Consider the following 22,218-nt stretch of genomic DNA (forward strand, 5'->3'; position numbering starts at 1 on the left):
CCCTATGCTATTGGATCATCCCCATTCTTGAGTGAGAAACGCACAGGTGTTTTCAGATAATTTTATGTGTGGTTATTTCGTCCGTTCACATTCTCTCAGAGAAATTTATATATTGAGGATGTTTTTCACGCTAAGAGATATGGATATCATGCGTTGTGGTGGTCTGATTTTGTAATAACGCTGGGAACTCTTTCCTCCTTTTATTTTGAGCACAAGATTTCGTTTTATTGTGGCATGGCTTCAACGCCTAAAACTTCTGGAATAAAATGCCGTAAAAGATTTTCAATACCATGTTTTAGGGTTGCGGTTGAAGAGGGACATCCAGAGCAGGCACCACGCATATTGAGGTAAACAATACCGTTTTCAAAGCCACGAAAAGTAATATCGCCACCATCATTGGCAACGGCTGGGCGAATCCGTGTGTCAAGAAGTTCTTTAATGGTTAAGACAATATCAGCATCTTTTGCATCATAAAATTCTTCATTCAGGGCGTGGGTTTGTGCTTGTGTTGTGGCGTTGGTGACAATAACGGGATCATTAGAAAGAAAATGTTCCATAATTGTGCCTAAAATAACAGGCTTAAGATGTTGCCATTCACCTTCTTTTTTGCTTACAGTGATGAAATCATAGCCCAAAAAAACGCCATTGATATTTGGGATATTAAATAATTTAGCAGCTAAGGGTGAATTTTTAGCGGCTTCTTCACGATCACGAAATTCTAAGACGCCATCGGAAAGAACCACACGACCTGGCAGAAATTTTAATGTTGCAGGATTGGGTGTGGTTTCAGTTTGAATAAACATATACTCTCCTTTTATGGTTAGAGACTTTTTTAAACCTTGTCTTTTAGTGTTCCTGTACCGTGAGGAATAAGGTTATTGCATCTCGATACTGTGTTTAAGCGATTGCTTCAATATCCTCATCAGCAATATTGCTCGGAATGACGGTGACGGGAATTGAAAAAGCCGTTCCTCTATTGGCAATTAATTGAACCAGTGGCCCTGGTCCATCTGCTTGCTCACTGGCTGCTAAAACAATCAGCGCGATACTCTTATCTTCGTCGATTAGTTTAGAAATTTCATCAACTTTTTTACCTTCACGCATAATAATTTCTGTTTTAAGAGCATGGGTGGCGCGGACTTCGTTAGCAATTTCTTTCAACACTTTATGCGCGCTTTGCGTTGATTCGGTTCGCATGATATCTTTTACACCCAAAAAGTGTTGAAATTCTACACTATCAACAACACAGAGTAAAACCAGAGTTCTTTTGGTATTTTGGGCGTGTTGTGCGGCAAAAGCAACAGCACGTCGACATTCTGATGTCTCATCGATGATAACCAAAATTTTTTTCTTATGATTTTTTTTAAGATTTTTTTTCTTAGAAGTCATGCGTGTCCCTACTTTTCTTTATTGTTTCATGTATCATGCAAAAAACCAACAATTTCACGGACTTTTTTCATATTTTCTTCTGCCAGTGCACTGGCACGTTGTGCGCCATTGTGCAAGACAGAGTCAATGTAAGCACTTTCTTTCTGCAGTCTACGTAACTCTTCTGTTATGGGGGCAAGTTTGTGGACAGCAAGGTCAGCTAAAGCTGTTTTGAAAAAAGAAAATTGCTGCCCTGAAAATTCTGCAAGCGCTTTTTCTTTGCTTATTTCTGCAAAGGCTGCATAAATACCAAGCAGATTGTCGATTTCTGGTCGTCCTTCTAGAGCTGTTAGGGTGTCAGGAAGAGGGGCTGAGTCCGTTTTTGCTTTGCGTATTTTTTTTGCAATAAGATCCGCGTCGTCTGTCAAATTAATGCGCGAAAAATCTGAAGAATCCGATTTTGACATTTTTTTGCTCCCATCGCGCAATGACATAATGCGCATGGCTGTTTTTCCTATCAGTGCCTCTGGAATTGGGAAAAAACCTTGTCTTTTTTCTTCATCCATTTGCATTGAAACACCAAAATTGAGCTCTGCAATGCGGTGAGCATAGTCGTTATTGAATTTTTGTGCAATATCACGTGTGAGCTCAACATGCTGTTTTTGATCTTCCCCCACCGGAACATGTGTGGCACGATAGAGTAAAATATCGGCAGCCATGAGACTTGGATAAGCAAAAAGCCCAAGAGATGCTTTTTCGCGATCTTTCCCGGCTTTATCTTTAAATTGAGTCATCCGTTGGAGCCAACCAATACGCGCAATACAATTGAAAATCCATGCAAGCTCAGCATGTTGAAAAACACGAGATTGGTTAAAAATAATGTGTTTTTGAGGATCAATTCCAGCAGCTAAAAAGGCTGCTGTGACCGCTCTTGTCGATTCAATCAAGATTAGGGGATCTGGGTTGACCGTGAGGGCATGCATATCGACAACGCAATAGAGGCAATGATAGGATGTTTGGAGATCAACCCAATGTTTAATGGCTCCAAGATAATTGCCAAGATGTAAGTGACCACTCGGTTGTACGCCGGAAAAGACAAGCGGTGTGAAAGTGTTCATCGGAGAATTCTTCCTTCAATAAAGTTATTCATTTTTTATTTTTTGATAAAGCGTTTTTCTGAAAGTAAGGTAAAATATTAGAGGCGTTTTTTAAAATTTTTAAGGGTACGGAAAAAGGAACGTGTATCAAGTAAAAAATAGGCACTCAAATAAACGAAGAATACCACAAAGACGATTCCTACTAGGGTGCTGATGCGTAAGAGAAATGAGGCTTGTGAGGATAAAGGGAAAGACAAAAAGCCAAGCACATCAAGAAGATAGTGAAGTGTCACTATGCTTACAAAAGTGACAATCATTAAGCATATAATGCGTTTTATCAATTGTGCATCATATTTCCAATAGCCACGTTTGAGAAGGACAGCACCAAGCAGTAGAGTGTTGACCCACCCAGAGGTGATTTCAGCGATCACGATTCCTCGTGCTGATAAAATGGGGAATAATGTTAAAGCAAGACCAATATTGATGAAAACGCAAATGCCCGTAAAAATCATTGGTGTTTTGGTATCTTCATGGGCAAAAAAATTAGGAATAAAAACTTTGATCAACACAAAGGCTGGGAGTCCTAATCCATAAAGTTTAAGTAATTGTGCAACATGGTGTGTTGATTCACTGGTAAATTGTCCACGCTCAAAAAGCAAACTAACAATGGGGGGGGAGAGCAGTAAAAAAGCAACGGATGCTGGGAGCGTTAATAACAGAGTTAATTCAATGGAGCGACTTTGCAAATCATGGGTTTCTTTATGATTTTTGCTCCGTAGAGCCCTTGTTAATTCTGGTAAAAGAACTGTTGCAACGGCAATTGCGATGACCCCCAATGGCAATTGGTAAAGACGATCCGCATACATCAAAGAGGAGACGGCACCTGATTGGCTGGAAGCAATGTTGGTGTTGATGAGCAAATTGATTTGCGTAATGCCCCCCGTGATAGCTGCAGGAAAGGCTAAATTTAAAAGTTTGCGAACATTGGGGCTAAAACGGGGGCGGCGCAGGAAAATTTTCATTCCACTTTGACGCAAAGCAACAGCAATTAAAGTGAGCTGCAAAATGCCTGCAGCTAAGACACCCCAAGAAAGATTTAAACCAATATGCCAAGCGTCAAGCTGGTATATCCAAGCATAGGAAAGGACACCAATTAAAATAATATTCAAAAAAAGAGGGGCAATGGCTGCGATAAAGTAGCGTCGCAGAGCATTTAACATTCCCCCCATCATGGCTGCTAAAGACATGCAGGTTAAATAGGGAAACATGATTGCAGTAAAATGAATCGTCGCATTAAACTTTGTGGCGTCTTCTGTAAATCCTGGTGCAATGATGGTTCGCACTAAAAAAGGCATACTTAATTCCATGGCAATGGTTAAAAGTAACAGGAGAGAAAACAAAACGCCAAAGACTTCTTCTGCAAACTTACTTGCCATGTCTTGACCATCTTCGGTGATTTTTTTTGCGAAAAGAGGAACAAAAGCTGCGTTAAAGGCGCCTTCAGCAAAAAAACGGCGGAATGTATTGGGAAAACGAAAGGCTGCGTTGAATGCATCGGAAACAGGACCGGTTCCTAACGCTGCTGCCATTAACATTTCACGAATAAAGCCAAAAATGCGGCTCATTAAGGTTCCAGAAGCAACCGTTGCAAATTTTTTAATCAGGATCATAAAAATACATCAAAGTTGTCATAAAAAGAAGAAGATGAAAAAAATAAAACCATTTTAGGTCGTGAAAATCTGATTAGCATGCTCATATATTTATCGTGTTTTACGACGGTGTTTATCCTTCTGTCAATAAGAGGACAGGAAGAGTTTTAAACGGCGTTTTTGGGTTTTTTACACGATCACTTTTATTGTCTCCATAAAAGACATTTGTTTTTGAAAGACATTTGTTCTCGTAAATTTTCCTATATGGGGCAATGTGGAAAACAAAAAAGGGCGTGGAAAAAATAGGAAAGCCAATGGCAGCACAAGTGTTTACCTTAATCGCTTGTTCGGTTGTATTGGTTTTGGATACGTTGTTTTTTTCACAGATTGAGTGGATGATATGTTTTGTATGTGTATCGACTTTGCAACTTCATCATCAAGCTAAAGAGAGTTTGGAAAAGTTTAGATTATTGTTTGTTGTACAAATTTGTACGCAGTTGATTAATGTACCAATATCCTTTGCAAAATTTTTGTCATCATCTTTCATCTATATTCGCAGTTTAGGAGATTACCATAAGGTATCTCGTTTTTTGCTTTGTGAATAGAGATCAGGTTTATCGCTCTTTTTTCTAAAAGGTTCAATCAATTCTTTTTTCTTAAAAATCAGCATAAAAGTCGTGCTGTCATTTGTCGATGTTAAGAGGATATCGCATATCTGGTTCATTCAACTGTTTTGCAAAAGAGATATTGATGAATATGTTTTTAAAGAGAGGGAATAAAACTATTTTGGTGTGCGCTTTTGGTTCAGTTTGCTTAATTCTTCTTCATAAGATTATTTTTCCTTATTTTTGAAGTAGGAATCTGATCTTTCTTTTTAAAGACCTGCTATTGCTAGAGTCAATATTATGCTCTTATCTATTGTTTTTATTGTAAAAAACTACATGGGTAGACTGATAATTTGGGGCATTCTGCTCGTATAGAGGGGGAAATCGTTTGGCTGTTTTCTTTCACGCTCTCTCAAGATCAATATTTGCTTTTAAAGCTTTTTGAAGAGACTCTCTCTATAAAAGAAATATCTTTTAACGTAACGCCAAAAATCTCATTTTATGATGCTGCGCGTGAATAGTATCAGGGTAAAGCCATGAGGCATGACCATCTTTACGTTTACGGAGATATAAGCCGGTAGCATCATTCAATTTTCTCACTCATGGGGTATTGTGGCAGCTCTTGCATGAAGACTCTTTGAGTTAGAGGCATTTTAGGTGTCTTGCAAATGGTTTTGCCTACATGCCAGCCTCGTTTATTGAAAATGAATCGTTTTATTTAGATTCATATGGATAAGTTTGACATAAGAGCATGTTATGAGAGGTTCTTGTTTAAGACTTAAATTATAAATTATCTTTATAAATCAAAGTGTTAACTTTATTGTTTCTATGCAAAGAATACCATTTTTTTACGTAGAAGATTTTGCATGATCCATAGGGGCAATGATCATAGAAGCAGTGTTTGCACTGTTAAGGCAGTGCTGTTGTGAAGATTGATATCTTATTAGGGACGTGAGGAATATTTCGTTTAGATACTTTCTGCAGCACTGTGCGATATCCTTTGATGCGTTCTTGATCAAATAATTGCATAAAGAGATATCGCGACTAAAGTGGTCATGAAACAGCTAAGATTTATGTTTTTCTAAATAGCCAAGGCTGATGCTTTTGAGGTTTCCACTTTCTGTGAGCGTGTGTTATGTGATCTGTTTTCTGCTTGTCTGGAGGTCTCACCGGTCTCATGATGCATGTTTGATGGTGTGTGCTCAGACAGTTTAGGAGACTTTAAGGTTTGTTGTTTTGATAAACCTTGAGCTTGCCCTAAAGATGCTTCATGGTGTTTTTGTTTTGCCTGATGTGTTTCTAAAATGTTTTCTTTTGCCTGTTTTACGGCTTCCGCATAGCCTTCAATGGCTTCACTTAGGGGAGCAAGACCATTTTCAGCCAGTTTGCGTGCAGCGTTTTTAAAGCCATGGAAATTATGACCGGCGAGTTTACCAAAAAAGCCCGGATGTGTTGTGACTTGCCATGCCAGCTCTTCACTCATCTCAGGAATTTTTTGAATATCTTTTAATCTTTCCTGTAAAATATTGGGATTTTTATAAACAGTTGTGCACCAATATGTGATTTCTGAATGACAATATTGGACCATCGTATCACTGACAACTCTTTGGGTAAGTTCTTTATCTGAAAGAGGTGCCCATTGTTGTTCAGGGGTACGTGGTTTTTTCAGGACTTCAGCCATTTGCTTTAAGTCTAGCGTTCCTCTAGGCAATGTTTGTTCCGATTTTTGTCTTTTATCAATGCCATCTTTCACCTGTTTTACAACATGGGTAAAATTTTCAACGGCAAGTGCTAAATCTGGAACTTTCTCTTCAGCATTTTTGCGTTCTTTATTTTTTATGCCAAGAGTTTTTTTACCAGTAAGGGGAGCCATCGTTTTAGGGGTTGCTGCAACTTGCCAAATAAAATTATATCCAAGCATAGGATTTCTTTCAATTTCCGCAAGTTTTTCGTTAAAAATATTTGCGTTGCCATAAACTATTTTACAGTAATGTCTGACTTGATCTTTACAGACTTGAACTAACTCGTTGTTTTCAACTTTGCGGTTTATTTCATCTTCAGAGAGAAAAACTGTTTCTGTTGATAAAGAAAGCACTGTTTGTGAAATTGCGGCTTCTCGTAGGGGTGCGTTTTTTAGCTCTTGGTCTTTTATGCGTGGTGGTCTTTGTGGTGATGTCACTTTTGGATTTTGCTGAGCGTGCGTGTTGCTCTGGTCTTGGTTTTTCGTGCGCAGTGGCACTGGTGGGGCTACTTTGGGGTTTGTGCCTTGGCTTTGCTGAGCGTGCGTGTTGCTCTGGTCTTGGTTTTTCGTGCGCAGTGGCACTGGTGGGGCTACTTTGGGGTTTGTGCCTTGGCTTTGCTGAGTGTGCGCGTTGTTCTGGTTCTGAATTTTCGTGCGTGGTGGCACTGGTGGGGCTACTTTGGGGTTTGTGCCTTGGCTTTGCTGATTGTGTATGTTGTTCTGGTTCTGAATTTTCGTGCGTGGTGGCACTGGTGGGGCTACTTTGGGGTTTGCGCCTTGGCTTTGCTGGGCGTGCGTGTTGCTCTGGTCTTGGTTTTTCGTGCGCAGTGGCACTGGTGGCGCAACTTTTATGTTTGCGGACTTTTCTGCGGTCGTATTTTTGTTTACGGACATTGCAGGCGATTGCTCGTTCTGTTTTTCAAATTCTGCGATCATGCGTGCTACAAAAGAAGAGGGTGGGCTTTTTTTCATATATGCTTCCTTTCAAGCCTTTACAGTGATTAAAAAACTCTTTGATGCATTCTCCCCCTTTGAATGATCTTAGAAAATCTTGTGTGAGGAGCGCGTAACCTATTTCGTCTTTATGACTTTTATAAAGTTTTTTTGTGAAATTTTATCAATTAGTTATGTCAAATATGGACAGTTCTTTTTGAAATTTTATTGTGTTGTCGCAAAAAATTTTTTGGCGCAATTGATATACAATCATTTGCGCCAAGAGATCAGATCAAAGATAAAGTTTATGTGTGCTTAGCTGGCGAAAGCTAATGTTTTTGATGTTTTAACTTTTTGTCGTTGTGCATCTTGTGATTCCCCACTTGCGTGTTTGGTGTTTTCAGTGGTATCGCGACATGTAAGTTTGAGCGGAAATCTCTGTTTTTCAGTTTCTGATAAACTGTGCTGTTTATGGAAGCTTTGTTCCAGCCCAGTCAATTGTGCATGCTGTTTGTATTCTTCCTGATTTGTTTGTGTAAGGCTTTCTCTTAGCTGCTTTATAACATCTGCATAATTTTCAATAGAATTTGCTAGGTGAGAAACGCCCGCTTCAGCCTGTTTACGGGTTCTATTTTTTAAACCAAATGCACTTAACCCCGCCAATTTAGAGAAAGACTGAGGATATGCTTCAACTTGCCAAGATAACTCCGCTTCTCTATAGGGATGTGTTAAAAGAGCTTTCACTTGTTCTTGCAAAATATCTTTTTTGCCGAAAACAACTTTGCTCCAGTGCGTGATTTGTGCTTGGTATCTTGTAACGACAGGATGTTGTTGAATTTGCTCGGTTATCTCTTCTTTTGAGAAAGGTTTCTTTTCCTGTGTTGGGGGCTGTGGTTTTTGGAGCATTTGGGCGAGTGTTTCACTGTTCATCGTTCGTTGATAATATTTTAATTCTGCTTCTGGGGATCGCCGCAAGTTCTCTTGTGCATATTTTACAGCTTCTATATAACATTCTACAGCAGCATATAGAGAAGGTGTATGTTCTTCAGCATCTCTGCGTGCACGATTTTTTACGCCGCATATGTGGGAACCAGCAAGTTTAGAAATACTTTTCGGGTATTTTGAAATTCTCTCTGGTAAATCAGTTGGCATATAGGGGTCTTGTTGAATCTCTTCTACTTGACTCTGTAAAATATTGGGGTTGTCATAAACAGTTTGGCATAGACGTTGAATTTCTGCTCTGTATGTTTTTACCAATGCATGCTGAGAGGATAAGAGTATTATTTGTTCTTCTGAAAGATTTATGTTTTTGGTTACCAATACAGAAGATTCTACTTGTATGGTTTCGTTTACTTCATGCCTTATGACATTGGTATCTTTTGGGTGCTGTTTTTTCTCTGAATGTTTTAATGCCGCAGACGCAACGTTACTTTCTTTCTGGAGTGTCTTTCTATTTAGGCGTGATGGTTTTGGTGGGGCAACTTTTGGGGACGTGAAGGGAGAAGATGCAGCGGAAACAGAGGTTTCACTTGTGGTGGCATTTCTATTTAGGCGTGGTGGTTTTGGTGGGGCAACTTTTGGGGACGTGGGGGGAGAAGATGCAGCGGAAACAGAGGTTTCACTTGTGGTGGCATTTCTATTTAGGCGTGGTGGTTTTGGTGGGGCAACTTTTGGGGACGTGGGGGGAGAAGATGCAGCGGAAACAGAGGTTTCACTTGTGGTGGCATTTCTGTTTAAGCGTGGTGGTTTTTGTGGAGCAGTTTTTTGAGGAGTGGAAAGGGATTCTGCTCCCAATTGTTCAAAATGTTGCGTTAATTCTCTTACAGAAGGATGTGTGGAGGAAGATGGTGAGTTTTTTATCATGCCTGTTTCCTTTCAATCGTTTAGAAAACGTCTTTGGGGAATTCTCCTTTCTTCTTTATACAAAAGAAGATCTTAGAACGCTCTCCAAAGATTATGCGCTATTCAGGAGTATTGTAATGGGTGTTTGTGTCTTTTATAAAGTTTTTTTATGAAATTTTATCAATGGGTTACATAAATTTACAGTCACTATTTTGATATGTGTTTTTCATCATTTTTATGTAAAAAAAACCCCCAGCGCAATTCTGATAACATGATTTGCGCTAAGGGTCAGATTAAAGGCAAAATGATGGATGTTTACATAGCAAAAGCCATCCCTTGTCCTTGTCTTTCATGTCTATGTTGTTGCGTTTCTTGTTGGCGAGTATGCTGATGCCTTTCTCTTTGGTATTGACGGCTGTATTCATCATGTCTTCCATAAGCATGACGTCTTTCTTCTGCACCAAGATTGTGTTGAAGCCTCTCCTTGGTGTTTTTTACAGAATCTGTGTAGCCTTTAACGGCTTCAGATAGAGGATGTACACTCTCTTCTGCATGTTTGCGGTCATTACTTTTTATGCCAAATACGCTACGTCCAGCGAGTTTATGAACAGACTTAGGATTTTCTGCAATGTCCTGTGCAAGTCGGGTGCCATTCTCAGGGTTGCGTAGAATATCATCCATCTTTCCGTTCAAAAGGTTTGGATCGCCATAAGTATTTTTGCACCAATATTGAACCTCTTCTCTAAAGGCTTTAACGCGCTCATTTCGCTCAGTTCTCTTCGTAATCTCTTCACTTGAGAGAGAGTGTGCTCCTCTCTGGTGCGGAGAAACTGTTGCGTATTCTGTTTCTCCAGCTTCTGGGTGTTGCCTTCTATGCCCACCTCTGTTTACATCAGCATAGACGACGTCATCTGGACGTTGTGCGTTATGGGGTGCGCGTCCACCAAAGCCGACATCAGCATAGACGACGTCATCTAGGCGTTGTGCGTTATGGGGTGCGCGTCCACCAAAGCCGACATCAGCATAGACGACGTCATCTAGGCGTTGTGCGTTATGGGGTGTGCGTCCACCAAAGCCGACATCAGCATAGACGACGTCATCTAGGCGTTGTGCGTTATGGGGTGCGCGTCCACCAAAGCCGACATCAGCATAGACGACGTCATCTGGGCGTTGTGCGTTATGGGGTGCGCGTCCACTAAAGCCCACATTTTCGTAGATGGAATCTCCTGTCTGTGGGGTTTGTTGTGTTTGTCCTCGTGGCTTCTGAACCTGTGCGTAGAGTTCTTCTTGGTTAACGCTTGGAGAATGGATTGGACGATTTTTTTTCATGCATGTTTCCTTTCAGTATTTTTAGAAAACCTCTTTGGTGCATTCGCCACCTGTATGCTTTGATCACTTTTGTACAAAGGAAGATACAATTTGAATGTACAAAGGAAGATACAATTTGAACGACCTCTAAAGATTATACGCTATTTGGAGGTTACCATAATTGGTATTTATGTCTTTTATACAGTTTTTTTGTGAAATTTTATCAATATGTTACATAAAATTATAACAACTGTTTTGATATGTTTTTTTATTTATATAATGCAAAAAAGACTAGCGCAATTTATATCAAATGAGTTGCGCTAGTAAGATTAAGTCAAAGATAAAATGGACACATGCTTATATGGCAGCATGTTCATAGAGCAAAGGCCGCTGCTCCTCTTGCGGGAGAATTTTCACGCTGTTGGCGCTCTTCTCGCTCAGGAGAGTGTTGACCTTGACTTCTTCTGTGATGATGATGCCTGCGTTCAGCGTCTTTTTTTTGACCTTCTGGTTCGCATCTCTGACCATGCTCTTTTGCATACTGCCGGTTAAGGTCCTTGTGTAGATTTTGTACTGTTGATACATGCCTTTCAAAAGCAGCACAAAGGGGCCCAAAATCCTCTTCAGCCTCTCTGCGTCCTGGGCTTTTTACACCAAAGACTTCTCTTCCAGCAAGTCTTCCACCGGTTTCAGGTTTTTCAAGCAGCTCATATAAGACGTCTTCAGCTTTTGTAGGATTTTCAAGAACTCTAGCAAGCTGTGTATCTAAAGCACTGCTGTTGCCATAAACAAGTTTACACCAATGTTTAACTTCTGCTTCACCATACTGAACCTTTACATGTTCTCCAAGGGCTTTTGTGATAGAGGCTGCTCGGGAAGGTGATGTTGTCGCTCTCGGATTCATTTCTTCATAGAGGCCCTCTTCTGGATTTTTCAGACCTTGTCCCTCTTTGTCAAATAGATCAACTACCGCGTAGGGACCAGTTCCTACCCCTGGAGGATCTTGCCCGTCATCTCCAAAGAGATTTGTGACCAAATAGGGGCTAACACCTCTTTGAGGGTGGGGGGGTCTTCGAGAGGTTGGGGAGGGGGGCATGACTACCCCTTGCGGTCTATATCCACTACCCTCCGATACTGGATTGAGGCCAATGGGGTTTTGAGATCTGTGGTAACTTTGATTAACCTCTTCGTAAGGGTTTTCGTCTGGTTTTTTAGGACCTTGCCCATCTTTGTCAAACAGATCAACTACCAAGTAGGGTTCAACACCTCTTTGAGGACGGGGTGATCTCCGAGACGTTGGGGAGGGAGGCATGACTACTCCTTGCGGTCTATATCCACTACCCTCCGATACTGGATTGAGGCCAATGGGGTTTTGAGATCTGTGGTAACTTTGATTAACCTCTTCGTAAGGGTTTTCGTCTGGTTTTTTAGGACCTTGCCCATCTTTGTCAAACAGATCAACTACCAAGTAGGGTTCAACACCTCTTTGAGGACGGGGTGGTCTCCGAGACGTTGGGGAGGGAGGCATGACTACTCCTTGCAGGTTTGGTGTATTCCTTGGTATCGAGTAGGGGTTCTCGACAGGTCTTTGAGAGGGGACATCACTCTCAGATATTGAACTGGGACCCGCTACTACACCTTGAGGATTTGTCTCCATGCCAAAAGTTGCATGGACAGATTCCACAGGTTGTTGGAGTGGCCGTCTGCTGCTTTCACCTGTGTCAACTTCTTCCAGTGGCTGTGAGGGGTGCCCTCGGTTTTGTTTATTAACTTGGGTGTAGAGTTCTTCTGGGTTAAATCCTGGGGGACGGGATGGTTGATGCTTTTTCATGCACGTTTCCTTTCAATATTTTTAGAAAACATCTTTGGTGCATTCTTCACCTTTAGACTGTGAGCACTTTTGTACAAAGGAAGGTATTAATATGACCTCCAAAGATTGTGCCCTACTTACCACTACTGTAATGGGTGTTTGTGTCTTTTATACAGTTTTTTTGTGAAACTTTATCAATAAGTTATATAAAATGATGCGATTTGTTTTTATAAAATATTTCTGTCATATTTCATAACCATTTCATAGAATTATTTCTATGAAATGGTGCACGTTAAGAGACCAGATGATAGGTTAGAGTACGTGTTTATCCCTTTAGCCTGTGAGAGCCATTGATGAGGAGCGACTGACTTTGAGATTTCGTGCTTGATATTGGGCTTCTTTCATGTGCTGCATTGTTTGAGAAATTTCTTGTGCTTTGCTTTCTGATACACCAAGCAGGCAAGCAAGTCGTGTATGGTCATTTTCTTGTATAGCTCTACGGTCCTCTGATGACAAGCGCGTGCTTAATTTGCGTGAAAAATGATGGAGTTTTTGTTGCAGTTCACGGGAGTGAGATAAGGTTTCTCTTTGTTGATCGGATGATTGGTTAAAAAGATTTTGCAAGTCTTTTTCTGGGGCATCAACAGATTGTTCTAGACGCTTTTGTTCTCTGTTCTGTTGTTCTAAAATATCGCACTTTGCTTGACCTACTGCTGCTGCGTAACATTTAAGCGCTTCTCCTAGATCTGCAACATGTTCTTGTGCATGAATACGCGCTGATGTTTTCAGACAAAACATGTCCTTTCCTGCGAGCTTATGGATCGATTGAGGATTTTGGGTAACGTGTTGTGCAAACACTTCACTCAAGTTTGGATCTTGCGTGATCATATCGATTCTTGCATTTAAGGCGTATCGATTACCATAAACCACCTTTGACAAATTCTCGACGTTTGTTCTGCGCGCTTGCACAACGGGATTGTTTGTCGCTCTTTCAGATAATTCTTCGTCGGTGAGAGGCGCTAACTTTTCGCTTGGAATGAGCGTTTTTTTGAGATTTTCAATATTTTCTTTTGTAAAGCAGATGCGGATACCATTTTGTAATGTTTTAATTTGTTCTGGGGAAAGGTCATCTTTGTGGGCAACGACAAAACCCGCTTCTACCTCTATGACAAAGCCTTCCGCGGCATGACCTCTATAAATACCTTCATAAGTCTCACCTTCTTTTGCAGCGATCACAAGACGATTGTTGATTTCGGAAAATCTAGCTTGTCGCATTTGCAAGATGAATTCTTTTAAAATAAGTGATTTTTGCGGATGTGTCATATCCTCAAAGAGATGTTGCATCGGTTCCTTATTGCCATGTTGCATTGCTTGAATACTGGCTTGTAACATGCGTTCTTTGGTGATTGCAGAAAAGTCAATTTGGTAACCAGCTGCTTGTCCCAGCTTTTCCATAAACATTCGTTGTGTGCGTCCATTCCCTGTTCTGAAGGGATGTATGCGGTCGAGTGCCATAAAAATCTCTGCTGCTTCTTGAGCAAAGTCTTTGCGCGATAAACCTGTTAAATTATTCTTTGTACTGAGTGTTTTTTCTAATTTATGCAGCTCTTTTCTGATTTGTGGGCCGATAGCAAAAGGGGTCTCATAGCCTTTCGGGCGCATCGCTGGCATATACGCTTTACTGCCGTCTTCAAATGTAAAGATCTGATCGCGGGTTTTCCCTGCCCATTCAAAGCTATTATGGAAGAGGCTCCAGTGAATTTGTTTCAAGTAGGCAGCATCAAATTTATTGGGGAGTGGTTCATGGCGAAAATGGGCTGCGGCTTTAGCTGTATCAAGGGCACAGCGTTGGTAAAGCCTTTGGGGGTCTTTGATATGATATTTATTTTTTAGGGTGTTGGTATTTTTATACAGATAATTCTGCTCTAACATGGGTTCTCTCCTTATCGGGTAGGGGGGGTAATAAGAGTGTGATAAACGCTTTATGTAAGAAGTCTCCCCTCGCGTATTTTTTAAGGAAGTATGACCTCCTCAATGGCATGAGTATTGTTCGTTGTAGGGATATTGTGACCTGTGCAGGTGTTGTTGGTTGCTTCAACCGTTTTACGGTGTTTTTGTTATTCTGTTGTCGTGAAGGATAGAGAATTTGAATTACTTTCATACATATTTCCTCATTATTTGAGAATGAGACTCTCTTTTATGCGTTTCACCCGTGAGGTGTTCATGTTGAAGGTGGTACGATGATTGTTGTGACTGCTGTAGGGGGGGGTAAAAGCAACAAAATGAGTTTTATAAAAAATGAAAAAAAATTGGAGGACTTTTTCTTCCAAAGCGCTTTGATCTTGATTTAAAGTGTCACAAAGGGGACGATGCGTTTTGCTAGGGGTATTCTTGACTATTATGTTTACTGGCGTGATTATTGTGCTTACTGGGGAAGCTGAAACATTGGATATAGGAGCAATATGAAAAGCAATCATGTTTCTTTTTCACCGTATTTTTGTGGCATGAGGGAATGCCTTGTGAATGGGGTTTGATGAAATAGAACCTGTGCTTTAGACCTTTTATGCTGTTGTTATGGTTTTTATGCTCAATTTCCGTAACGTGTTTTTCAGCTTTTCTTTGCTTTGGGGGCAAAGCGGTTTTTTGCAGCAGCGGCTACCATTTCCTTTCTTCTAAAATAGATCGCTCGACCGCATCGTAAAGGGGGGTGTCCTTGCATAAGAATAATTTGTTCATCTTGGCGCATCTGTTGAATCACTTCATGCGGTAAAATGAGTGATCTTTGTTGATAATTAAGGTTTTGAGAACCTTTGGTTAAGGCTAAACCCTTTTGCTTGGTTGTTCCCACGACTTCAATCGTCATTTGACCACAGCGTTCTGAAATCTCTTTGGCTGTTTGGAAATCTTTAATGGCCGCATAACTCACAAAGGAGCAGCTTTCAAACCATGATCGTGCTCCCGCTTCACCAAAGTGATTGACCAATTGACCTGCCGATTGATAAAAGAGCATGAGAGAGGTGCCATATTTACGACCACGGTCACGCGCTTCTTCTAGAATATTCATATAACCAAGAAGATCAACCTCATCAAGAACAAACAAAACACGTTTTTTATAATTACCATCAGCGGTAATCATCGCATTTAAAAAGGCGCCAATAATGACGCGTCCAATGGCTGGATAGCTATTTAAAATACTTGCCGGAAGATTAAGAAAAATATCGGTATTCCCATCTGTGATATCTGATGATGCGAAATCATTGCCACAGACGAGATCAGCATAATTGGATAAAGAGAGCCATTGGGTATCTTTTGAGGCCGTTGTATACACTCCGGAAAAAGTTTGTTCTGCCATTTCTGTGAAAATGCCAACCATTTCACGAATAAAAGGAGAAGGTGTTGTTTCTTGAATCATACGCAGTTGACTGACAACTGCTGTTTCTGATTGAGAAAGAATTCCACGCAATGTTTTTAAATTACGCTCATGGTCTTCATACTCATCAGAAAATATGACATGGGCAAGAAGGGCGGTTAAAAGATTATGGGCTTGTGTTGAAAAATATTCTGCTGAAGAATTATCAGATTTTTTATCTGTGAGAAGCAGTTTGGAAAACCCCACAATGTTGGCTTCACGCTGTGTTCGTGGGACGCTATCGTCTAAAAGCCAATCGATAACATTAAAGTTTTTTGTTAAGACAGAATTGGGATCAAGGACAATAACATTTCTATTGTCCATTTTTTTTCGCGCAAATCTGACCATGGGGGCAACTTCTGTTGAAGGGTCAAGGCAAACAATCGATCCGGGATATGTCAAACAGGTGGGAACCACTGTACTTGTTGTTTTATAGCCACCAGAACCTGCAAAAAAGATCATGTGGGTTGAACCAAAATCAAGATTAAAGGTCAATAAGGGGGCTTTTCCTCCTTTTCCCCATGTGCCCTTATTGCCAGGTGCAAAGGGAATGTGACGTACGCTATCTCGATCAACTCGGTATCTTTCGCCCACAACAATTTGTCCATTGGCTGGAAAGATTTTAGCTGCCTCGTTTAAATTCATCCATGCGGCATCACCAAAGACTTCCTTTTTGGCACGTTTGAACTTTTCTGAGCGAGGAGAGATGATAGCGGCTTGGATTGCTAAAAGAAAAACACCAATGATGATGCCAAAGATAACCATGGGGTCCATGAACTTTAAGGCATAGCCCCAAGTTATTCCTTGCTGACCAACATAAGGGCTTAACCGTTTTATTTCATTGACAATATGATAGAGAGCGATGATCCCAAAAAAGAAAGCTGAAACAAATGTTATGGCTTTACGCAGATGCAACTGCTGTAATAGGGCATAAAGCAGCGATATGATAGCAACCATGATCAGCTTTAATAAGGGTTCTGAACGAAGATACCAATAAAGTTGAGATTTATCTAAATCCGTTGTGATAAATAACAACAAATATGGCACAAGAAATATTGTTAAAGTCCCCAGAGCAATCGGTGCTAAAATAAGCGCTAACTGCGTCTTTGTGTATTTCATTGATGTCTTACCTTTGTTTTATCAGGGTGTGTCAAAAATGACATTTTAAAATGAGATGACGTCAAACCCCTTGCTCCATAGGGGAGAAATGCAAAATATCTCCCTCTTTCAATAGTGTCTCTTCTTCACAGTTTTTAACTCGCCATTGCCAATGTTTGTGAGCGCTGCACCTTAACCTCTTGCGCGTTTTTCTGTGCTTCTTTCGCTTTTTGGACAGTGCCTATAATTTCCTCTGCTTTGTTTTCTGGAACACCAAGGCTTTTCGCCAGTTTTTCAGAGTCATGGTGCTTGATGGCTTGGTTATCATCTGAGGAAAGACGGCGATTTAAGTGCTGCATAAAGCTGGTCAGTTCTTGTTTTAACTCAGGAGATTGCAACAAGGCTTCTTTTTGTTGTGTCGGTGGTAAGGAAAGGAGGTCTTGTAAGCTTGGACTTGGCGATGCAACGGCTTTTGCGCGGCGTGTTTGCTCAGTTTCATGTTCTTGAGTGATTTCTTTTCTCGCGTGTCTTACAGCATCTCCATAATTAACGACGGCACAGCAGATGGCTTCAACGTGGTTTAAAGCATTTGCACGTGCGTGACTTTTAAAGAACAAAAAATCAAAGCCGGCAAGAGGAGCAATGGAGCTGGGAGAGCGTTCAATTTGGTTGGCAAGTTGTTGCCCTGTTTCTGGATTTTTAGTCATTCGCACCAATTGTTTGTTTAAGACTCTCGAATTGCCATACATAATATTTGATAACTTTTGGACTTGTTGAAAGCATTTATGAACAAGAGCGTCTTCTGCAACCATTTCAGCAAGTTCTTGTTTCGTTAAAGGGGAGCTATGTTTTCCTGGGATGAGAATATTTTCAAGATTTTGTGACTCTGTCAAGGGAGTGGTCTTGGGATAGGGTTCCTTTTGTGAAAAAAGAGGGGAGGTATGTTTTGTTTTTGACTTGGCTTTTGACATTGTTCTCTCCTTATAACATTGCGTTGTTCATAAGAATATGACATTCTTCGAGTGATGTTTTTCCCCTCGCATATTTTTCTAAAATTTTGAGCGTTTTAGAATGAAGTGTTACGCTTTCAATAGTGCGTCTGTTGATGTTGTCATCAACGGATTCACAGTACTTTTCTAATTTTTCCGATGTTACTGATAAAAAATCTGGTGTCTTTTCGTGCATTTCTTCTTCCTTTCTCGTTTTTTGGGCGTTTCTCCTTAGTTTCCTCCAAAAATATTTCGTTGTTTGAATGGGTCATAATAAATTTCTGTGACTTTAAATTTTCCTTCGACTCGTTTACATTGGATGATGATATCAATCATTGAAATTAAAAGACCTCGAATATCATCACGCTCTAAATCATTGCCGCCATCACTTTCTTTGACTAAAAGAGTCATCTGTTCGAAAGCCGCAAGGGCTGTTGAGGCATGAACTGTAGTAATGGAACCTGGGTGTCCTGAGTTGACATTGCGGATATAATAAAAGGCTGTACCGTCTCGCAGCTCTTGTAAAAGAACGCGGTCAGGACGCATGCGTAATGCAGATTCAAGCAACTCTTTGGGACCAACAGAGGCTAAACCTTGTCCATCTTTTGAATAGATCATAGAAACATGGTTTTGTTGAGGAACAACCAACTCTTGTGTATCTTCAATGGTGATAATACGCTCATCCTTAGGAATTTTGGCGATTAAGGCTTTTGATAATGTTGTTTTTCCAGAGCCGGTCTTTCCGGAAATCAAAATGTTTTTCTGGCATTTGACAGCTTGATTTAAAAAGGAAACAAAGTCTTTATCACAGTAGGTGGTGGCTAAGTCATGCTCAATGCTTTTGAGTTCGTTAAAGCGTGAGGGATAATCATTTAAAGAGGTGAATGAAACTTGTTCACAAAGCGAGAAAAGGTCTTTGGCAGCAAGATCTTCAAGAGAAAAGCTTTGTGATGAAGGTTTGCGGATTGTCATACTGATCGTGTCTTTTTCAACCGCCGGCGGAATGACAATTTGAATACGTTCATTATTGGGGAGGGTGGCAGATAATATAGGGTTTTTGTCTGATATATTTTGCTTGGAATAAGATGCTACAACTTTAGCAATTCCCATAAGTTCATGAAATGAGAGCGTTGGGACTTCTATTGTTTTCCATCCCTGGCTTCCTTCTGTCATCACTTCATAGGGACGATTGATGACAATTTCAAAAAGACCATCGTCTTTTAGAAAAGCATTTAGTGGTTCAAGCTTTGTTAAAACAATTGCAACGGTTTCATTGTTCAACTTTTGCAGATTTTGATTCATTTCAAGGGAACCTCAGAATTTTTATAAAAGTTTCTTGAAAGAGTGCGATGAATGATTTGCTTTTTGTTTCCGATCACTTTTAGTTTATAAACGCTGGAGAAATCTAAGTCTCGAGCGACGAAAACATTCACTAACTCTCCTTGGTTCTTGGTCAGTGTCGGAGGGATATTAGCGTAATTTTCTACCAGAATATTTGCAATATTCTGTCCAGAAGAGACCGTTTCGCCATTGCTTTCATCATTTAGTTTTTTGATAAAGCGGCCTTTCGCATAGTCTGTCGCATCTCTGATAATCGAGACAAGAAGTGCAGATCCAATTCGTTCAAACCAATGATTATCAACATCACCGTCCATACCAGAGCGTCCTAGAGCATCTGTGGCTGGTGAAGCTAATGTGATAATAACACCATTTGGGGTTTTGGCTCTTGTCCATAGCACAAAGAGACGATTTTGCCCTTTTTTTAAACCTGAACGATATTCACCAATAATTTGCGTGCCTTTATCAAGGAGAACAACGCGACCATTGTCGGATAAAATATCTCTAGAGACGATACAACTGGTAAATCCTTGTTGGTCACTGTTGATGGCAGTTTCTAAGATACAAGGAATGGACGCACCCATGGCAATGATGTAATTTCGATTGCCAAGAGTTGAGGCACGAATCCCTTCTAGGGTTGTGGGTTTGAGAATGTGATTAAAGCGTTGCGCGTCTTCATCAGGTTTGTTTTCGGTTGGCCTTAGCAAAAGATCATCATGGGTTACTATATTTTTTTTGTTCTGATTTGCACTCGTATAGGCTAATACGGGAGCACGCTGTGCTGCTTCCAAGAGTGTGTTATCGGAATGTGTTTCTGTTATTTGAGGGGTGGGTAGCTCAACTTTCGGCAATAGTGCGGTATTTTGTTCGGTTGGTTCAAGGGGGATAGGTTTGGGTTGTGCAGGGCGGAAAAGTTCTGTTTGCTTAATCACCCCTTGTTTGGGAAGTTCAGGGATGTTTTTTTTGTCTGTCGCAAGCGTTGAATAGGCTAAATAAAGACAAACACCAAAAAGAATAATAAGTGCAATAGCTTTGCCGGCATTGGTGTTTTGCTTTTTCCCTTGAGAATCTGTTATCGTATCGCGATCATTGATGTTTTTTTCATCCATTTCGTTATTCATGGTTGTTTCCTATGTTCACTTTACGTTGTACGGAGGGTGATGTTGTGCCCGTTTCAGGATTGATCCCTTCAGGTACGAACCTTCTATTAAAGATGCACAAGACATCATTCCCACGGCGTAGAATAAATTGTGCAGCGATGGCGTGAACAATGACTTTGTTGCCTTTAATGGATTTTGGCACCAAGGATTCTTGCCCATCACGTGAGACAAGATAAATGGCAGGGATTTCGGTATTGCCTAAAAATGTAAAGGTTGTGGTTTTTCCGTTATCATAAACGGAAGTTGGTTCAATGAGTCGGGTCCCTTGGGCTTCATAAGCCCAATTGCGTGGTCCGAATTCTTCATGGGTATTTAAAATATCATCGACAAAGCTTTCTTCTTGTTGTGCTGCTTTTGCTGCTTGGGCTAATCTTTTACGCAGGGCTTCATCTTCTGGATAACGGAACTTTACGAGGAAATATGTTTCATTGCCTGCTGAGACTTCACCTTCACGCACTTGTAATTCAAATTGATATGAGCGTTTTGTCTTATCTTCGCGGTTTGTAACAATTTGTAAATTGGTAATAGGCTGGTTTTCTCGTGGTTTTAAAAAAACAAAGCGACCAGCTGGTGCAACTTGCCAAGCAACGGAGTTCCCAATTCCTACATAGGCGACTTCTTCATCATCTGCAAATTCAATTTGGATAGAAGAGCGAATAGAGCCAATAATTTTTGTGACATTGTGTGGGTCATAATTGACAAATCGAATGCGGTTGTCGTTGCGGGCACTCATGGGCACGATTTCTGCAAATAAGCTGGTCGTATGACAGCTTACCGTAACCGTCAAAGATAAGAAGATTGTTTGTAAAAATCGCATTATTTTACTACCTCTGGATCGGATCTATATTCCGATACTTGAAAGCCAAGTGGGTTGATTAAACGGTCTGTTGTTGAAATTTGTGCATTGATGTAGGAAAAGTTTAAGATCGAAACCCAATGGGAAATATTTTCTTTTCCATTTAATTCTTTGACCATTCTATAATAACGCACTTGAATAAGATTTTTGTTCAAAAAGGAGATTGATTTAATCGTGACTGTAGCGGTCATATTTTGATAGATATTTTGCGGGCTTTCTGGATTGTTGCCTGCGTACCATCTTGCAAAACGGTTTTGCTCTTCTGGTGATGATAAAAGGGAGACCAAGCGGAAATTATTTTCTGCCTCTGATAGTTGAAAGCTTTCACGCGCGCGGACATATTTACTGGCAAAGTAGCGTGTTATGGCTTCATCATAATCCTTTGGTGACTCCTTTAAGGCACTTACCGTATCAATAATGCCTGTTGAACTATCAACGCGAATGATAAAGGGTTCTACGGTTTTTAAAGGTGTTAATGCTGTGACCGCTAGGGCTAAAGCAATTGTCATTAAGCCAAAAAGGATTGTTAAGCCCATGGCAATTTTCATCCGCACACGCATGCCATGCATGCGGTCAATATCAAATGAACGGGCTTCTTTTATATATGCATCAAATTCGTTACTTTTCACGCGTGATCTCCGTCATTGGATTAGAGAGTGTGTGGTGGTTGATAGAATTCAACGAGGCTGCTTTAAGCGTGACATTTGCTGTTGCATTTTCACTTTCTAACGTGTTGAGAATGATGGGCGTTGTCACAAAAGGTTTGGGCGTCTTTTCTTGTGTGATGATGCCTTTATTCTCCCAATCCCACTTATCTTGATTTAAAGCACGGGTTTGTTTGCCATTACACCGTGGCGGCTTTTTAGGACCACTTAAGGAAGCACAGCCGGTCACGATAATGGTGAGGGTCACAAAAAAAATAATTTTTCGTTTCATATTTTAAACTCATAAATTTTTTTGGAATACAAACACATGGAAGCTTTTGCTTTGAAGGATTTCATAAAAGTATGCGATG

18 protein-coding genes are annotated in these 22,218 nt (G+C 40.5%); 1 reads left to right on the forward strand and 17 read right to left on the reverse strand.

What is annotated here, in order from left to right:
• Positions 1-224: 224 nt before the first annotated feature.
• The 4 genes from ABID23_RS03120 to murJ form a co-directional block, all read right to left on the reverse strand.
• The gene (locus tag ABID23_RS03120; protein WP_354189240.1) at positions 225-803 is read right to left on the reverse strand and encodes a NifU family protein; all 579 of its coding nucleotides are present in this window, start codon (positions 801-803) and stop codon (positions 225-227) included.
• Between the two features lie 94 nt (positions 804-897).
• Positions 898-1,389, reverse strand: a complete 492-nt coding sequence (locus ABID23_RS03125; RefSeq protein ID WP_354189242.1) for a universal stress protein — start codon at positions 1,387-1,389, stop codon at positions 898-900.
• Positions 1,390-1,415: 26 nt separating this feature from the next.
• On the reverse strand, positions 1,416-2,486 hold the full coding sequence (trpS, locus tag ABID23_RS03130) for a tryptophan--tRNA ligase (RefSeq protein WP_354189244.1): 1,071 nt from the start codon (positions 2,484-2,486) through the stop codon (positions 1,416-1,418).
• A gap of 77 nt (positions 2,487-2,563) precedes the next feature.
• Positions 2,564-4,135, reverse strand: a complete 1,572-nt coding sequence (murJ, locus tag ABID23_RS03135; RefSeq protein ID WP_354189246.1) for a murein biosynthesis integral membrane protein MurJ — start codon at positions 4,133-4,135, stop codon at positions 2,564-2,566.
• A 293-nt stretch (positions 4,136-4,428) separates the two neighbouring features.
• On the opposite strand from murJ, the gene ABID23_RS03140 reads away from it, so the two are divergent.
• The gene (locus tag ABID23_RS03140) at positions 4,429-4,719 is read left to right on the forward strand and encodes a hypothetical protein (RefSeq protein ID WP_354189248.1); all 291 of its coding nucleotides are present in this window, start codon (positions 4,429-4,431) and stop codon (positions 4,717-4,719) included.
• A 1,081-nt stretch (positions 4,720-5,800) separates the two neighbouring features.
• On the opposite strand, the gene ABID23_RS03145 is transcribed toward ABID23_RS03140, so the two are convergent.
• The 13 genes from ABID23_RS03145 to ABID23_RS03205 form a co-directional block, all read right to left on the reverse strand.
• A complete protein-coding gene (locus tag ABID23_RS03145; protein ID WP_354189250.1) occupies positions 5,801-7,432 on the reverse strand; it encodes a BID domain-containing T4SS effector in 1,632 nt (543 codons plus the stop codon).
• Positions 7,433-7,708: 276 nt separating this feature from the next.
• Complete coding sequence (locus ABID23_RS03150) at positions 7,709-9,256, reverse strand: BID domain-containing T4SS effector (RefSeq protein ID WP_354189252.1); 1,548 nt, start codon at positions 9,254-9,256, stop codon at positions 7,709-7,711.
• Between the two features lie 294 nt (positions 9,257-9,550).
• Positions 9,551-10,564, reverse strand: a complete 1,014-nt coding sequence (locus ABID23_RS03155) for a BID domain-containing T4SS effector (protein WP_354189254.1) — start codon at positions 10,562-10,564, stop codon at positions 9,551-9,553.
• A gap of 352 nt (positions 10,565-10,916) precedes the next feature.
• Positions 10,917-12,374, reverse strand: coding sequence for a BID domain-containing T4SS effector (locus tag ABID23_RS03160; protein ID WP_354189256.1), 1,458 nt, complete (start codon positions 12,372-12,374; stop codon positions 10,917-10,919).
• A 312-nt stretch (positions 12,375-12,686) separates the two neighbouring features.
• Complete coding sequence (locus tag ABID23_RS03165) at positions 12,687-14,285, reverse strand: BID domain-containing T4SS effector (RefSeq protein WP_354189258.1); 1,599 nt, start codon at positions 14,283-14,285, stop codon at positions 12,687-12,689.
• A gap of 676 nt (positions 14,286-14,961) precedes the next feature.
• Positions 14,962-16,881 carry a Ti-type conjugative transfer system protein TraG gene (gene traG / locus ABID23_RS03170; protein ID WP_354189260.1) on the reverse strand — a complete coding sequence of 640 codons (1,920 nt, stop codon included), beginning with the start codon at positions 16,879-16,881 and terminating at the stop codon, positions 14,962-14,964.
• A 134-nt stretch (positions 16,882-17,015) separates the two neighbouring features.
• Complete coding sequence (locus tag ABID23_RS03175; protein WP_354189262.1) at positions 17,016-17,831, reverse strand: BID domain-containing T4SS effector; 816 nt, start codon at positions 17,829-17,831, stop codon at positions 17,016-17,018.
• A 10-nt stretch (positions 17,832-17,841) separates the two neighbouring features.
• On the reverse strand, positions 17,842-18,045 hold the full coding sequence (locus ABID23_RS03180) for a hypothetical protein (protein WP_354189264.1): 204 nt from the start codon (positions 18,043-18,045) through the stop codon (positions 17,842-17,844).
• Between the two features lie 35 nt (positions 18,046-18,080).
• A complete protein-coding gene (gene virB11 / locus ABID23_RS03185; RefSeq protein WP_354189266.1) occupies positions 18,081-19,151 on the reverse strand; it encodes a P-type DNA transfer ATPase VirB11 in 1,071 nt (356 codons plus the stop codon).
• On the reverse strand, positions 19,148-20,308 hold the full coding sequence (virB10, locus tag ABID23_RS03190; RefSeq protein WP_354189268.1) for a type IV secretion system protein VirB10: 1,161 nt from the start codon (positions 20,306-20,308) through the stop codon (positions 19,148-19,150). The genes virB11 and virB10 overlap by 4 nt, the downstream gene beginning before the upstream one ends.
• On the reverse strand, positions 20,301-21,164 hold the full coding sequence (gene virB9, locus ABID23_RS03195; RefSeq protein ID WP_435521246.1) for a P-type conjugative transfer protein VirB9: 864 nt from the start codon (positions 21,162-21,164) through the stop codon (positions 20,301-20,303). Before virB9 ends, virB10 begins: the two co-directional genes overlap by 8 nt.
• On the reverse strand, positions 21,164-21,832 hold the full coding sequence (locus tag ABID23_RS03200; RefSeq protein ID WP_354189270.1) for a VirB8 family type IV secretion system protein: 669 nt from the start codon (positions 21,830-21,832) through the stop codon (positions 21,164-21,166). The genes virB9 and ABID23_RS03200 overlap by 1 nt, the downstream gene beginning before the upstream one ends.
• Positions 21,822-22,139 (reverse strand): type IV secretion system protein VirB7, encoded by a 318-nt coding sequence (locus tag ABID23_RS03205; RefSeq protein WP_354189272.1) that lies wholly within the window; start codon positions 22,137-22,139, stop codon positions 21,822-21,824. The genes ABID23_RS03200 and ABID23_RS03205 overlap by 11 nt, the downstream gene beginning before the upstream one ends.
• Between the last annotated feature and the right edge of the window lie 79 nt (positions 22,140-22,218).

Origin of the sequence: Bartonella silvatica (assembly GCF_040545155.1) — a bacterium.
GTDB lineage: Bacteria > Pseudomonadota > Alphaproteobacteria > Rhizobiales > Rhizobiaceae > Bartonella > Bartonella silvatica.